This is a genomic window from Streptomyces sp. NPDC020845 (genome assembly GCF_044334165.1).
Classification (GTDB): domain Bacteria; phylum Actinomycetota; class Actinomycetes; order Streptomycetales; family Streptomycetaceae; genus Streptomyces.
Genome location: NZ_JBIRSJ010000005.1, coordinates 493,591 through 508,489, shown reverse-complemented (window position 1 = coordinate 508,489; position 14,899 = coordinate 493,591). Strand labels below are relative to the sequence as shown.

The 14,899-nt window shown below is 73.4% G+C and carries 13 protein-coding genes; 10 read left to right on the top strand and 3 right to left on the bottom strand.

Annotated features, from left to right (window positions below; translation table 11 throughout):
• Positions 1 to 61: 61 nt before the first annotated feature.
• The 3 genes from ACH4U7_RS15385 to ACH4U7_RS15375 all read right to left on the bottom strand — a co-directional run bounded on the left by ACH4U7_RS15385 (position 62) and on the right by ACH4U7_RS15375 (position 3,678).
• Entirely contained in the window at positions 62 to 721 is a 660-nt protein-coding gene (locus ACH4U7_RS15385) for a response regulator transcription factor (RefSeq protein WP_014178710.1), read from the bottom strand.
• A gap of 251 nt (positions 722 to 972) precedes the next feature.
• Complete coding sequence (locus ACH4U7_RS15380) at positions 973 to 2,313, bottom strand: sensor histidine kinase (RefSeq protein ID WP_398528398.1); 1,341 nt, start codon at positions 2,311 to 2,313, stop codon at positions 973 to 975.
• Between the two features lie 165 nt (positions 2,314 to 2,478).
• Positions 2,479 to 3,678 (bottom strand): sensor histidine kinase, encoded by a 1,200-nt coding sequence (locus ACH4U7_RS15375; RefSeq protein ID WP_398528397.1) that lies wholly within the window; start codon positions 3,676 to 3,678, stop codon positions 2,479 to 2,481.
• A gap of 191 nt (positions 3,679 to 3,869) precedes the next feature.
• Between ACH4U7_RS15375 and ACH4U7_RS15370 the strand changes: the two genes are divergently transcribed.
• Genes ACH4U7_RS15370 through ACH4U7_RS15325 form a run of 10 tightly spaced genes read left to right on the top strand, consistent with a single transcriptional unit; the run spans position 3,870 to position 14,892 of the window.
• Complete coding sequence (locus ACH4U7_RS15370) at positions 3,870 to 4,283, top strand: NADH-quinone oxidoreductase subunit A (protein ID WP_089509737.1); 414 nt, start codon at positions 3,870 to 3,872, stop codon at positions 4,281 to 4,283.
• Positions 4,274 to 4,918, top strand: a complete 645-nt coding sequence (locus tag ACH4U7_RS15365; RefSeq protein WP_398528396.1) for an NADH-quinone oxidoreductase subunit B — start codon at positions 4,274 to 4,276, stop codon at positions 4,916 to 4,918. The genes ACH4U7_RS15370 and ACH4U7_RS15365 overlap by 10 nt, the downstream gene beginning before the upstream one ends.
• Positions 4,915 to 6,828 carry an NADH-quinone oxidoreductase subunit C gene (locus tag ACH4U7_RS15360; RefSeq protein ID WP_398528395.1) on the top strand — a complete coding sequence of 638 codons (1,914 nt, stop codon included), beginning with the start codon at positions 4,915 to 4,917 and terminating at the stop codon, positions 6,826 to 6,828. The genes ACH4U7_RS15365 and ACH4U7_RS15360 overlap by 4 nt, the downstream gene beginning before the upstream one ends.
• A complete protein-coding gene (locus ACH4U7_RS15355; RefSeq protein WP_089509735.1) occupies positions 6,825 to 7,784 on the top strand; it encodes a complex I subunit 1 family protein in 960 nt (319 codons plus the stop codon). The genes ACH4U7_RS15360 and ACH4U7_RS15355 overlap by 4 nt, the downstream gene beginning before the upstream one ends.
• Complete coding sequence (locus ACH4U7_RS15350) at positions 7,784 to 8,425, top strand: NuoI/complex I 23 kDa subunit family protein (protein WP_398528394.1); 642 nt, start codon at positions 7,784 to 7,786, stop codon at positions 8,423 to 8,425. Before ACH4U7_RS15355 ends, ACH4U7_RS15350 begins: the two co-directional genes overlap by 1 nt.
• Complete coding sequence (locus ACH4U7_RS15345) at positions 8,422 to 9,108, top strand: NADH-quinone oxidoreductase subunit J (protein ID WP_398528393.1); 687 nt, start codon at positions 8,422 to 8,424, stop codon at positions 9,106 to 9,108. The genes ACH4U7_RS15350 and ACH4U7_RS15345 overlap by 4 nt, the downstream gene beginning before the upstream one ends.
• Complete coding sequence (nuoK, locus tag ACH4U7_RS15340) at positions 9,108 to 9,518, top strand: NADH-quinone oxidoreductase subunit NuoK (protein ID WP_398528392.1); 411 nt, start codon at positions 9,108 to 9,110, stop codon at positions 9,516 to 9,518. Before ACH4U7_RS15345 ends, nuoK begins: the two co-directional genes overlap by 1 nt.
• The gene (locus ACH4U7_RS15335; RefSeq protein ID WP_398528391.1) at positions 9,515 to 11,530 is read left to right on the top strand and encodes an NADH-quinone oxidoreductase subunit L; all 2,016 of its coding nucleotides are present in this window, start codon (positions 9,515 to 9,517) and stop codon (positions 11,528 to 11,530) included. Before nuoK ends, ACH4U7_RS15335 begins: the two co-directional genes overlap by 4 nt.
• Positions 11,531 to 11,533: 3 nt before the next feature.
• Positions 11,534 to 13,261, top strand: a complete 1,728-nt coding sequence (locus ACH4U7_RS15330; protein WP_398528390.1) for a NuoM family protein — start codon at positions 11,534 to 11,536, stop codon at positions 13,259 to 13,261.
• The gene (locus tag ACH4U7_RS15325; RefSeq protein WP_398528389.1) at positions 13,261 to 14,892 is read left to right on the top strand and encodes an NADH-quinone oxidoreductase subunit N; all 1,632 of its coding nucleotides are present in this window, start codon (positions 13,261 to 13,263) and stop codon (positions 14,890 to 14,892) included. The genes ACH4U7_RS15330 and ACH4U7_RS15325 overlap by 1 nt, the downstream gene beginning before the upstream one ends.
• Positions 14,893 to 14,899: the final 7 nt, after the last annotated feature.

Here is a 14,899-nt window from a genome sequence, read left to right as displayed (position 1 = left end):
ACACCCCATGCCCGTCTTACATCCCGCGCTGTCTCACGAGTCGAGACTCAGGAGTCGAGACTCAGGAGTCGAGATACGTCAGCACCGCGAGCACCCGGCGGTGATCCCCCTCGCTCGGCGACAGGCCGAGCTTCAGGAAGATGTTGCTGACGTGCTTCTCGACCGCGCCGTCGCTCACCACCAACTGCTTGGCGATCGCCGAGTTCGTACGGCCCTCGGCCATCAGGCCGAGAACCTCCCGCTCACGCGGGGTGAGCCCGGCCAGCACGTCTTGCTTCCGGCTGCGCCCCAGCAGCTGCGCCACGACCTCCGGGTCCAGCGCCGTGCCGCCCCGGGCCACCCGCACCACGGCGTCCACGAACTCCCGGACATCGGCCACCCGGTCCTTGAGCAGATAGCCGACGCCGCGGCTGTTGCCGGCCAGCAGCTCCGTGGCGTACTGCTCCTCCACGTACTGAGACAGCACCAGCACACCCAGTCCGGGGTGGTCGCGGCGCAGCCGGACCGCCGCCCGTACCCCCTCGTCGGTGTGGGTCGGCGGCATCCGTACGTCCGCGACCACCACATCCGGCAGCGCGCCCCCGTCGGCCAGCTCCTGGACCGACTTCACCAGCGCTTCCGCGTCGCCGACCCCCGCGACCACCTCATGACCACGGTCGGTCAGCAGGCGGGTCAGCCCCTCCCGGAGCAGCACCGAATCCTCGGCGATGACCACCCGCACCCTGTCCTCCACAGCCCGCCCCCACTCGTCGGTTTCTCTGCCCCCAGCATCCCAGGGATCGGACCCGCCCGAGGCCCCGGCACGCTCACCGGGACGGGGTGGGACGGGGCAGCGGGCGGACGAGGGGGCGGGCGCGGCGCGGACCGAGGGGCGGACCGTGTGGCGGACGGGAGAGAGGGGGAGAGAGGGAGAGGGAGACAGATGGGCGAGGCGGGGGGCGGCGGGGGCGGGGCGGCGATGGGCCCCGCGGGTCACCTTCGCCAGGGGAGCTCGGCAGTGACGGAGGTCGGGCCGCCGGCCGGGGAGTGCACGACGAGAAGGCCGTCGACCGCGTCAAGCCGCTCGGCCAGCCCGGCGAGCCCCGACCCGGTCCGGGCGTCCGCCCCGCCCCGGCCGTCGTCCGAGACCTGCAGCATCACCCGGTCCTCGGAGCGCCACACATCCACGGCGGCCGTCCGGGCGCCGCTGTGCTTGCTGATGTTCTGCAGCAGCTCGGAGACGGTGAAGTAGGCGATGCCCTCGATGGCGGCCGCCGGCCGCTCCGGCAGGTCCACCGTCACCGTGACGGGCACGGTGCACCGGGCCGCCAGGGCGGACAGGGACGGGCCAAGGCCCCGGTCGGTGAGGATCGCCGGGTGGATGCCGCGTGCGAGGTCGCGCAGCTCCTGGAGGGCCAGCTTCACCTCGCCATGGGCCTCGTCGACCATCCGCGCCGCCGCCTCCGGGTCCTCCTGAAGCTTCTCCTTCGCCAGGCCCAGGTCCATGGCGAGGGCGACCAGCCGGGCCTGCGCCCCGTCGTGCAGATCGCGCTCGATACGGCGCAGATCGGCCGCCGCCGTGTCGACCACCGTGCCCCGGTCCGACTCCAGCTCCCACACCCGCGCCGCGAGCCGCGAGGGGCCCAGCAGCCCGGACACCAGCAGCCGGTCGACCGAGGTCAGCCCCCGTATCACAAACGGCGTCCCCACCAGCAGCAGCGCTCCGGCGACGCTGGTCACGGCTATCTCGAACGGGGTGTCGAGGAAGAAGCCGCGGCCGTCGACTTCGAAGAGCTGTATGCCCTGCTGATTGCTGTAGGTGGGGAGGACCCACTGCCACAGCGGATAGCTCACCAAGGCCCAGGCGTTCACCCACAGCGCCAGCGACACGGCGAAGGCGAAGATCGCCCACGGGAGGTGGATCACCGAGTAGAGGACATGGCGCCAGGAGGTGCCGCTCCTGAGCAGCGCGCCCACCCAGGCGAACGGACCCGCCTTGCGCGACCCGCGGGTCACCGCCCGCACCGGCTCGGGATCGGCGACCTCCAGCCGCAGCAGCCCGCGCGCTCTGGCCCGCTCCACGGCCCCGAGCGCCCGGCAGCCCGCCAGGGCGACCCCGAGCACCGGTATGCCGAGGAAGGTGACCAGGAGCCCGAAGCCGAGCGCGAGCATCGTGACCGCGTAGCAGAAGGTGAGCAGGGCCATCGGGAGGCTGAGCATCAGATACAGGAACTCGCGCCAGACGCGGGCCTTGAAGGGTGCACGCAGCGCCGCGGGCACCAGAGAGCCGCTGGGCTCGGCTTCCGGCCCGTACGGTTCGTATGCGGTGGCCATCTCTCGTCCGTCCTCCGAAGGGTGGGGCATGGTGCCCGTGCTGCGGTGCGTACATCCAGGCTCCCGGAGTGCGCCCGGTCGAGCCATGGAGCAGGTAGGCGTCTTGACCGTGGGGCTAGCCCTACCGTCGGGGTAGCCCTGGGCATACCACCGGACCGGCCCCAGCTAGGCCCGCGCGGCTCCGCGGTCGCGCCACGGGAGCTCGGCGGTCACGGCCGTCGGTCCGCCCACCGGCGAATCCACCGTGAACAGGCCGTCGACCGACCCGAGCCGTTCCGCGAGCCCGGCCAGACCGCTGCCCCTGTCCGTGCTCGCGCCGCCGTGCCCGTCGTCCCGCACCTGGATCAGCAGCCGCCCGTCCGACCGCCACACCTCGACGGTGGCCGTCCGGGCGCCGCTGTGCTTGCTGATGTTCTGCAGCAGCTCGGAGACGGTGAAGTAGGCGATGCCCTCGATGGCGGGCGCGGGCCGCTCCGGCAGGTCCACGCCGACCTGCACCGGCACCGTGCAGCGCGCCGCGACCGACGACAGCGCCGCGTCCAGACCCCGGTCGGTCAGCACCGCCGGGTGGATGCCCCGGGCGAGGTCGCGCAGCTCCTGGAGGGCCAGCTTCACCTCGCCGTGCGCCTCGTCGACCATCGCGGCCGCCGCCCCCGGGTCCTCCAGCACCTTCTCCTTCGCCAGACCAAGACCCATGGCGAGGGCGACCAGCCGGGCCTGCGCCCCGTCGTGCAGATCGCGCTCGATACGGCGCAGATCGGCCGCCGCCGTGTCGACCACCGTGCCCCGGTCCGACTCCAGCTCCGCGATCCGCCGCTCCAGCTCGTCCGAGGGGGACAGCAGCCCGCGCACCATCGCCCGGTCGGCGTTGGTCAGGCCCCGGGCGATCCAGGGCAGCACGGGCCAGGCGAGGAAGAGCGAGAGCAGGGTTACGCAGAAGGTGGCCACCGCCCAGGGCAGCCGCATGAAGGAGTACAGCGTGGTCCGCCAGCCCACCGGGTCCCGCAGCCGCGCCCACAGCCAGGAGAAGAAGCCGCCGTCCGCGTGGTGCCGCAGCCGGCTCGGCTCGTCGACGCGCACCGAGAGCAGCGCGCGGGCGCGATGCCGCTCGAACGCGCCGTACAGCCGGCTGCCGCGCAGCCCCAGGGCCAGCAGCGGCAGCCCCACCACGGTGATCGCCAGCCCCAGGCCCATGACGAGCCACACCAGGGAGTAGACGAAGCCGAGGATGCCCATGGGCAGATTGGCGAGGAGGTGGGCGATCTCCTTCCAGGTCTGCGCGGGAAAGCCGAAGGCGGGCGGCCGGGGCAGCCGCTCATGGCCCTGGTCGCCCTGGTCGCCCTCGTCGGTTGAACTCACGGTCATACGGCCAAGATTGCCCGGCCCGCCCCCGCCCCGCCATGGGGTACGTCGCCGTGCCCGGGTAGGGGTAACCCCACCGCATCGCGGACCGGCGGCTCACCTGGACGGCTCCAGGGCCTACACTCCCGTGCGTACGTAGCGTCGAACATACGACATCGGCGAACATCAGGCGGGACAGGGAGCGAGGGGCGGACGTGCCGGAGGCGACGACCGTGCGCACCACAGCCGTGCCGCTCGCGGCCGACTATTTCCAGGGCTATTCGGTGGTCGGCCTGCTCGCGGTGGTCGGCGTGCTCTTCGTCGCAGTGGCCTTCGGGGCCGGGCGGCTGCTGCGGCCCGTGGTGCCCACCCCGGAGAAGCTGCTGACGTACGAGTGCGGTGTCGACCCCGTCGGCGAGGGCTGGGCCCACACCCAGATCCGCTACTACGTCTACGCTTTCTTGTATGTGATTTTCGCGGTGGACTCGATCTTCCTCTTCCCCTGGGCGACGGTGTTCGCCGCACCGGGCTATGGCGGAACGACGCTGGTGGAGATGTTCATCTTCCTCGGCTTCCTCGCCGTGGGCCTGCTGTACGCCTGGAAGAAGGGCGTCCTGGAATGGACGTGACACCGACCCCCGCCCCCACGCCGGCCGCCACACCTGTGGACCTTCCGGAGCCGCGCCGCCTCGGGACGCTCGCCAGGCTGGCGCCCGAGCCGATGAAGGTGGTCCTGAACTGGGGCCGCCGCTACAGCCTGTGGGTCTTCAATTTCGGGCTGGCCTGCTGCGCCATCGAGTTCATCGCGGCGTCGATGGCCCGCCACGACTTCATCAGGCTCGGCGTGATCCCCTTCGCCCCAGGGCCGCGCCAGGCCGACCTCATGGTGGTGTCCGGCACGGTGACGGACAAGATGGCGCCCGCGGTGAAGCGGCTCTACGAGCAGATGCCCGAGCCCAAGTACGTCATCTCCTTCGGGGCCTGCTCGAACTGCGGCGGGCCGTACTGGGACTCGTACGCGGTCACCAAGGGTGTCGACCAGATCATCCCCGTCGATGTGTATGTGCCGGGCTGCCCGCCCCGACCGGAGGCGCTGCTGCAGGGGATCCTGAAGCTTCAGGAGAAGATCGCGCGCGAGTCGCTGGGCGAGCGGTACGGACGTGACGGCGCGGCCTCTCGGCCGTCCGCGACAGCCCTGCGCAGCGGCCTGGTCGCGCCGCCCACCCCGTCCTCAGGACCGGCCGCGGGGGAGGGCACGCCGTGACCGCGCCCGACGACCGGAACCACCCCGCCGAGGCCGAAGTGCCTGCTGCCGCCGAGGCCGCGCAGCCGACGGTCGGCTGGCTGCCGCGGCCGGCGACCGAGCTGTTCGGCGAAGGCGCGACGGCGGAGGAGGCGTACGGGCTGCTCACCGTCGACGTCCCCGCCGACGCGTGGATCCCCGCACTGGAGACCGCCCGCGACGCGCTGGGCTGCACCTACTTCGACTGGCTGAGCGCGGTCGACGAGCCCGGCGAGGGCTTCCGCGTGGCCGCGCATGTCGTCGCCCTGGGGCCGTCGACCGCCGCGGCCGTTCCCGCCGTGCGCAGGCTGCTCGTACGCACCACCGTGGCGCACGACGCGCCCGCCCTGCCGACCGCGACCGGCGTCTACGCGGGCGCGGCCTGGCATGAGCGCGAGACCCACGAGATGTTCGGCATCGACTTCGCCGACCACCCCCACCTCGCGCCGCTGCTGCTCCCGGACGGCTTTGAGGGGCACCCGCTGCGCAAGGACTTCGTGCTGGCGGCGCGGGTCGCCAAGGCATGGCCGGGCGCGAAGGAGCCGGGGGAGTCCGACGCCGCCCACGCGCCCAGACGGCGGCAGATGCTGCCGCCCGGCGTCCCCGATCCCAACGAATGGGGCCCCCTCAAGGGCCAGCTCCCCCCTGCCCCCGCCCGCCCGGCGCGCGCGACCCGCACGGCGGGCGCGGCAGGCGCCGCGGGCGCCGGGGGCGAACGCCCGGCCCGCCGGGCCCGCAGCGCGTCCGCGGGCTCGGCCAGCCAGCGCGCCACCGACACCACGGGCGCGGAGACGCCGACGGACGACTCCGCGCGGCCCGCACGCCGCGCTCGTACCGCGAGCGAGGGCTCGACGAGCCAGCGGGACGCCGGTACGGATACGGCAGCGGCGGAGGGGACTGCCCGGCCCGCGCGCCGGTCGCGCAGTGTGAGTGAGGGCTCCGCGAGCCAGCGGGGCACGAGTACGGAGGCAGCGGCGGGCGAGGCCGCGGAGGGGGCGGCCGCGGGGGAGGCGTCGGACGGCGCTGCCCGGCCCACGCGTCGTGCCCGTAGCGCCGGCGAGGGGTCGGCAGGTCGGCGCGCCGCGACGGGCGGTCAGGCCCAGGCGCGCCCGGACCGCCCCACCACCCGCCCGCGCTCGACCGACGCCCCATGGCACCACGCCCGCCCGGCCCGGGACGAGCCGACGGCCCCCGACGCGGAGTCCCCCGAGCCCGCGCCCGGCGCCACCGCTACGGCGGGGGACGGCGCCGAGCCGCGGCGGGAGGCCTCCCGATCGGCAGCTACGGGTGGGCCGACGGCCTCCAGCTCCTCTGCCTCGGCGGAAGCCGGAACAGGGACCGCCGCCGCGGGCACCGACGAACCGCCGCGCTCGGAGGCCGACCGTGCGGCCGCCGCACCGGAGGATGCCGAGTCCGCGCCCGGCGCGACCGCCGCCGCAGAGTCCGGCACCGAGTCGCGGCGGGACGTTGCGGAGCGGCGGGAGCCGCCCGGGACCGCCGCAAGCGAGGACGTTCAGGACTCGGGGGCCGCCGGGCCCGGGCCGCAGGCTACGGCCACAGGCGGGCCGACGGCCTCCGGCGCCACTGGGCCGGCGGAAGCCGAGACAAGGGCGCCGGCCGCCGGGTCGGAGTCATCCGGGTCCGAGACCGAGTCCGCGTCCGGTGCCGCCGCTGAGGCCGGGGCCGACACCGAGCCGCGGGCGGCTTCCCGGCCATCCGGGCCATCCCGGCCCGTCGCGGACGACGGGAAGGCCGGAGACCCCGCGCGCCGCGAGGGGTCCCAAGAGCCGGCGCGGCCAGCGGTGCCCGAGGACGCCGGTGAGCCTGACGCGCCCGCTGAGCCCGATGCACCCCACACAGACACCGACGACCCGGCGGGAGGCACCGCGTGAACGACGTCCTCGACGTCGCGCTGCGACTGCTCGCGCTGTTGGTCGCCTTCCTCGTACTGCCTCTCGTCGTGGGACAGACCGAGCACAAGGTCATGGCCCATATGCAGGGTCGGCTCGGGCCGATGTACGCGGGTGGGTTCCACGGGTGGGCACAGCTGGTCGCGGACGGCGTGAAGTTCGCGCAGAAGGAAGACGTCGTACCGGCGGGGGCCGACCGGCGGATCTTCCAGCTCGCGCCCGCCGTCGCGCTGCTGCCGTATCTGCTGGTCCTGGTCGCGATCCCGGTCGGGCCCGGCGCCGTCGGCCGGTTCATCGACGCCGGCATCTTCTTCGTGCTCGCCGTGATGGGCGTCGGCGTGCTGGGCTCGCTCATGGCGGGCTGGGCGTCGGCCAACAAGTTCTCCCTCCTCGGAGGGTTGCGTACGGCCGCGCAGCTGATGGCGTACGAGCTGCCGATGCTGCTCACCGCCGCCTCCGTGGCGATGGCCGCCGGTACCGTCTCGCTGCCCGGCATCCTCGACGCGTTCGAGTGGTGGTGGGTGCCGTGGCAGATCGTCGGCGGGGTGGTGTTCTTCACGGCCGGGCTCGCCGAGCTGCAGCGTCCGCCCTTTGACGCGCCGATCGCCGACTCCGAGATCATCTTCGGCGCGTACACCGAGTACACCGGGCTGCGCTTCGCGCTGTTCCTGCTGGCCGAGTACGCGGGCATCGTCATCCTCTGCGGGCTGACCACCGTGCTGTTCCTGGGCGGCTGGCACGGTCCGGCCGCCCATGACCTGGGCTGGGTGTGGACGCTGCTGAAGACGGCCGTACTCGCCTTCGTGGTGATCTGGCTGCGGGTGAGCTATCCGCGGCTGCGCGAGGACCAGCTGCAGAAGCTCGCCTGGACCGGCCTCATCCCGCTCGCCCTGGTCCAGATCGCCCTCACCGGCGTCGTCAAGGTGGTGATCTCCTGATGGGCATCCCCGGTTCCGGCCTGGCCAAGGGTCTGGCCGTCACCCTGCGCACGATGACCCGGAAGGCGCACACCGCGCAGTACCCGGACGTGCAGCCCGAACTGCCGCCCCGGACGCGCGGCGTCATCGGCCTGTTCGAGGAGAACTGCACGGTCTGCATGCTCTGCGCGCGCGAGTGCCCGGACTGGTGCATCTACATCGACTCCCACAAGGAGACGGTGCCGCCGGCCGCGCCCGGCGGGCGCGAGCGCAGCCGCAATGTGCTGGATCGGTTCGCCATCGACTTCGCCCTGTGCATGTACTGCGGTATCTGCATCGAGGTGTGTCCTTTCGACGCGCTGTTCTGGTCGCCGGAGTTCGAGTACGCGGAGGAGGACATCCGCGACCTCACCCATGAGCGCGACAAGCTCCGCGAATGGATGTGGACGGTGCCCGCGCCGCCCGCGCTCGACCCCAGCGCCGAGGAGCCCAAGGAGATCGCCGCCGCCCGCAAGGCCGCCGACAAGATCGCCGCGGCCGAGGCGGCACAGGCCACGCAGGCAGCGCAAACCGCGCAGGCCAAGGACGCGGCGGAGGGCGATGGCCCGACCGGCTCTTCGGGCCCCACCGGCTCCTCCGGCCGGGACGGAGCGGCGTCATGACTGCCGCGGCGCAGCTCGCGGCCGCCGGCCACGGTTTTCTGTCACCGACCGGTGTGGAGATCACCTTCCTTCTGGTCGCGGTGGTGACCCTGGGCGGGGCCGTCGTCACCGTCACCACCAAGCAACTGGTGCACGCCGCGCTGTGGCTGGTGGTCACGCTCGGCGGGCTCGCGGTCGAATTCCTGCTCCTCACGGCGGAGTTCATCGCCTGGGTGCAGGTGCTGATCTACGTCGGATCCGTCGTCGTCCTCATCCTGTTCGGGCTGATGCTGACCAAGGCGCCCATCGGCCGGTCGCCTGACGCCGATTCGGGCAACCGCCCGGCCGCCCTCGCGGTGGCCGTGGCCTCCGCGGCCGCCCTGGTCTGGGTGGTCGTGGACGCCTTCCGGGCCACCTGGATCGACCTCGGAGAGGTGCAGGGCTCCACCAAGGTCACCGGCGTAAGCCTCTTCCGGCACTGGGTGCTGCCGTTCGAGGCGCTGTCGGTGCTGCTGCTCGCCGCGCTCGTCGGCGCGATCGTGCTCTCCCGGCTGCGATCCCCCCAGCGGACCCCGGGCGCCAACGGCCCCCGCCCCAACGGGTCCTCCCGCACCAACGGCCCCAGCGCACAAGGCTCCCGCACCAACGGCTCCCGCACCGCCGGCCCCCGCGCCGCCACCGACGCCGCCGAAAAGGAGGGCTGATGCACCTCGCCTACCCCGCCGTGCTCGCCGTCCTCCTCTTCTGCACCGGCCTGTACGGCGTCCTCGCCCGCCGCAACGCGATCCTGGTGCTGATGTCCGTCGAGCTGATGCTCGGCGCCGTCAACCTCAATCTCGTCGCCTTCGACGTCTGGCTCCGCGACACCCTGCACGCGGGCCAGGCCCTCACGCTCTTCGTCATCGCCATCGCCGCCGCCGAGATCGGCATCGGGCTGGCCATCGTCCTCCTCGTCTACCGCGACCGCGGCACCGCCGACATCGACAAGCTCCGGGGCCTCGCCGAGCCCCCGCCCACCGATGACAGCGTGCCAGGCACCACTGACAACGGCGCCGACAGCGACGCCGACACCAGCGCTGACCAGGGAATCCCCGCCCGGAGGCAGACCGCGTGACGACCACGACCGCCGCCGTCCTCGTCCCCCTCCTGCCCTTCCTCGGTGCCCTCGCCGGACTGCTGCTCGGCCGCCGCGCCCCCGGCTTCGTACGCCCCCTCGCGGTGCTGCCGACCGTCGCCGCGGCCGCCCTCGCCGTCCTCGTCGCCGTACGGCAGGGCGGGGGAGCGGGCGGCGGCAAGGGGGCGCTGGACGCCGCGACCCGGCTCACCGACACCGGCTCGCTCCCCATCGACCTCGCGCTGCACATCGACGGCTTCGCCGCCCTGGTCGCGGTCCTCGTCGGCGTCGTCGCGTGCTGTGTGCAGATCTACTCCACCGGCTATCTGCGCGACGATCCGCGCTACCCGTCCTACGCCGCGCTCGTCTCCCTCTTCACCGCCGCGATGCTGCTGGTCGTCTACTCCGACGACCTGATCGTGCTGCTCGTCGGCTGGGAGATCATGGGCATCTGCTCGTACTTCCTGGTCGGCCACTACTGGGAGACCTCGGCCGCGCGCTCCGCCTCCCTCAAGGCGTTCCTGGTCACCAAGCTCGGCGATGTGCCGTTCCTGTTCGGGATCTTCGCGCTCGGCGCCGACGCCGGTACGTTCCGCATCAGCCGCATCTACACCCAGCTGACCTCCTCCGCCGCGCACTTCCAGCTCGACCACCCCACCCTGATCGCGCTGCTGCTGCTGGCCGGGGTCGCGGGCAAGTCGGCGCAGTTCCCGCTGCACACCTGGCTGCCCGACGCGATGGCCGGCCCCACCCCGGTCTCCGCGCTGATCCACGCCGCCACCATGGTCGCCGCCGGCGTCTACTTCATCGCCCGGCTGCTGCCCGTCTTCGCGTCCTCCGCCGCCGCCCTCGCCGTGCTCGCCGTCATGGCGGCGGTCACCATGGTCGGCTCGGCGCTCGCGGCTCTGGCCCAGGACGACATCAAACGCGTACTCGCCTACTCGACCGTCGGTCAGCTCGGCTATATGACCGGCGCGCTCGCCGTCGACGACCGCGGCGCCGCCGTCTTCCACCTGCTGGCCCACGGCGCGTTCAAGGCCCTGCTCTTCCTCGGTGCCGGCGTGATCATCCATGCGGCCGGGACGAACTCGCTCGCCGCGATGTCGCGTATGAGCGGCCTGGCGGGGCGCATCCCCGACGCCTACTGGACGATGACGGTCGCGCTGCTCGCGCTCGCCGCCATCCCGCCGTTCGCGGGCTTCTTCTCCAAGGAGGCCGTCCTCGGCGCCGCCGAGCACGCGGCCACCGGACACGCCCCGGCCGTCCCGTCGGCCGTCGGCTGGACCGTCCTGGTCGCCGGGCTGCTCACCGCCCTCCTCACCGCCGGCTACGCGACCCGCCTGTGGCTGCTGACCTTCCGCGGCAAGGGCACCGAAGCCCCCGACCACGGACGCCAGCCCCTCGTCATGAACGCCGTCCTATGGGCGCTCTTCATCCCCGCCGCCGCGTTCGGCCTCGCCTTCGGCGCCCTCCCGGACTGGTTCGACGGCGGGTCCCTCGCCCCGACCCTCACCACTTCCGTACTGGGCACCGGGCTCGCCCTCGTCGGCGTCCTCGTCACGTACGGGGCCTGGCGGCACACCACGGCGCTGGCCGCCCGCACTCCGATGGGCGCTGTGGCAGCCCACCCGGACGCCGAGCCCGCGCTCTCCGAGGCCGAGGCCATCGCCACCCACGAGCCCGCGTACGGCGATATCGCCGCGGCCCACGACCCGGCGGACCCCGGCCGTCTCCTCCTCGGCCCGCTCCACCGGCACGCCGCGGCGGGCTTCCACCTCGACGCCCTGTACGCCGCGGTGTTCGTCCGCCCGGTGCGCGCCGCCGCCCGGCTCGTCGGCTTCCTCGACCGGGAGGTCGTGGAGACCTATGTGCGCGGCGCGGGCGGCGTACCCCGTCTGCTCGGCGCGGCCGTACGCCGCGCCCAGACCGGCAATGTGCAGACCTACCTCGGCGCGCTGCTCGCGGGCTCGCTCGTCCTGGCCGTCGCCGTCCTCGTCGCAGCGGGAGCCTGAGCCGTGAACCACACCGTCCTGCAGTCGCTCCTCGCGGCCCTGATCGTCCTGCCCCTCCTCGGCTCGGCCGCCGCGCTCCTCCCCGCCCCGCCCGGGCTGCGCGGCCGCGGCCCCGACCAGGCCGTGCTGCGCCACGGCGTCACCGTCACCGGGGCCGTCCTGGCCGTCGCCATCGCCCTCGCAGCGGGCTTCGACCACGACCGCCCGGCCGCCATGCAGGCCCAGACCGACATCAGCTGGATCCCGGCGCTGGACATCCGGATCCACCTCGGCGTGGACGGCGTCTCGCTCCCCCTCCTCGTGCTGACCGCGCTGCTGACCTTCCTGTGCGCCCTCTACAGCTACTTCAACATGCCCGCCGGACCCTCCCCGAAGGCGTTCGTCTCGCTGCTGCTGCTCCTGGAGTCCGGCACCCTGGCTTCCTTCGCCGTCCTCGACCTGATGCTGTTCTTCCTGGCGTTCGAGATGGTGCTCATCCCGATGTACTTCCTCATCAACCGATGGGGCGGCGCCGAACGCGAGCGCGCCGCCTGGAGGTTCATCCTCTACACGCTGCTCGGCTCCGTGATCATGCTGCTCGGCCTCCTCCTCGTCGGGCTCAAGGGCGGCACCTTCGACATGGTGGCACTCGCCTCCGACAACGGTGCCAAGCTCAGCCGCACCACCCAGCTGATCGCGGTCCTCGCCATCGGCGTCGGCCTCGCCGTCAAGGCCCCCATGTGGCCCCTGCACAGCTGGCTCCCCGACGCCCACACCGCCGCGCCCACCGTCGGCTCCGTCCTCCTCGCGGGCGTACTGCTCAAGATGGGCACGTACGGGCTGGTGCGCATCGTGCTGCCCATCGCGCCCGAAGGGGCCCACACCTTCGCGCCCTACCTGGCCGCCCTCGCCGCCGTCGGCATCATCTACGGCTCCCTCGCCTGCCTCGCCCTGGCTCGCACCGGGGCCAAGGGCGACCTCAAGAGGCTGATCGCGTACTCCTCCGTCGGCCATATGGGCTTCGTTCTGCTCGGCATCGCCACGCTCACCCCGACCGGGGTCAACGGCGCGCTGTTCGCCAACATCGCGCACGGCCTGATCACCGGCCTGCTCTTCTTCCTTGTCGGCGCCCTCAAGGACCGCTGCGGCACCACCGACCTCGACCAGCTCTCCGGCACCGGCGGAGCGGCCCTGTACGGCCGGGCGCCGCGCCTGGGCGGACTGGTCGCCTTTGCCGCCGTCGCCTCCCTGGGGCTGCCGGGGCTCGCCGGGTTCTGGGGCGAGATGCTCGCCATGTTCGGCGCGTTCGAGCCCGCCGACGGGCTGAGCCGCCCCGCATTCCTCACCTTCATGGCGCTCGCGGGCCTGGGCACCCTGCTGACCGCCGCCTATCTGCTCGTCGTCGTACGCCGCGTCTGCATGGGCGAGCACCCGGAGGCCGAGATGGGCGGCACGCTCACCGGCGCCCCCGCAGGCGCCCCCGCAGGCGGAGCCACGGGTGGGGCGACAGGCGGGCCCGGAGAAGCCGCAGGGGCCACCGGAGCCGCAGGGGCTGGCGGGGGAGCCGGGGCTGGCGGGGGAGCCGGGGCACCCGCCGGGCCGCTCCGCCCCGCCCTGGCGGACGTACGCGGCTACGAATTCGCCGCCTGGACCCCGCTGGTCGCCCTCACCGTCCTCGGCGGACTGTGGCCCGCGGCCCTCCTCGGCCTCACCGACCCGGCCGTGCAGCAACTTCTCGCGGGAGGCCACTGATGACCGCGCTCGCCGGAGGCTACGTCCAGTCCGTCGACTGGCTCGCGATCGCCCCGCCCACCGTCGCCGCCGTCGCCGCCCTGGCCGTCCTGGTCGCCGACCTCTTCCTCGCCGAGCGGAACAAACCCCTCCTGGGCTGGTTCGCGACCGCGGGCCTGGCCCTGGCCGCGCTCCTCCTGCTGCCGCTCCGCGCCGGGGACCGCAGCACCTTCTGCCTGACCTCCGACCCGGACGTATGCAGCTACAGGGCCGACGAATTCGCCGTCGTCATCCAATTCCTGGTGCTCGGCGGAGCCCTTCTGACGGCCCTGCTGTCCATGAGCACGGTCCACAACCGCGGCTCCAAGGACGCCGGAGACGGTGAAGCCGGGGCCGCCGGACACGCCGACGCCGGGGACGCCGCAGAGGGCGGCAAACTTCCCGCCGGCGAATTCTGGTTCCTGTTGCTGTCCTCCGCCGCGGGCGCGGCTCTCCTGCCCGCCTCCCGTGACCTCGCCACCCTCGTCGTCGCCCTGGAGGTCGCCTCCCTGCCGGCCTTCGCGCTCGTGGGGCTGCGCCGCGGCGACCGCCTCTCCTCCGAGGCCGCCCTCAAGTTCTTCCTCTCCTCGGTCACCGCGACCGCCGTCATGCTGATGGGCGTCAGCTTCGTCTACGCCGCCACCGGCAGCCTCCACCTGTCCCGGATCGCCGCCGCCCTCGGCCACGTCGACCCGCGGCTGGACACGCTCGCCCAGGCCGGCGTCGTGCTCACCCTGGTGGGCTTCGCCTTCAAGACCGCCGCCGTGCCATTCCACTTCTGGGTCCCCGACACCTACGTCGGCGCCCCCATCCCGGTGGCCGCGTACCTCTCCGTCATCGGCAAGGCGGTCGGCTTCTCCGGCCTCATCCTGGTCACCGTCCTCGCCTTCCCCGCGTACGCCGACGTATGGGGCCCGGCCGTCGCCGTGCTGGCCGCGCTCACCATGACCGCGGGCAACGTCGCCGCGCTGCGCCAGCGCCCCGAGCGCGCGCACAGCGCCGTACGCCTGCTGGCCTGGTCCTCCGTCGGCCAGGCGGGCTATTTGCTGGTCCCCATCGCCGCGGCCGGCTACGCCGATTCCTCCGGCGACGCGGCCCACGCCATCGGCTCCACGGTCGCGTACGCCCTGATGTACGCCGCCGTGAACCTCGGTGCCTTCGCGGTCGTCGCCCTGGTGTCGCGCACCCACCCCACAGGCCGCCTCAGCGACTACCGCGGCCTGTACGCCACCCGCCCCCTGGCCGCCCTCGCGCTCGGCTTCTTCCTGCTCTGCCTGGCCGGGCTGCCGCCCGGCGTCATCGGCCTGTTCGCCAAGGTCACCGTCTTCTCGGCAGCCGTGGACGCGGGGTTGGGCTGGCTCGCCGTCGTCATGGCCGTGAACGTCGTGATCGCGCTCTACTACTACCTCCAGTGGACGGCCGTCCTCTTCCGCGCGCCCGCCGGAGCCCCCGCGCCCGCCGCCGAGCCGACGGCCCCGGCCACCCCCGCTCTCGCCACCCGCGCGGTCCCCGCCTCCCTCACCGCGGTCATCGGCCTCGCCGCCGTGCTCGGCGTCGCCCTCTCCGGCGCCCCGCAACTCGTCCTGCGCTTCGCCTCCGGCGCCCTGCTGTGACCGCTGC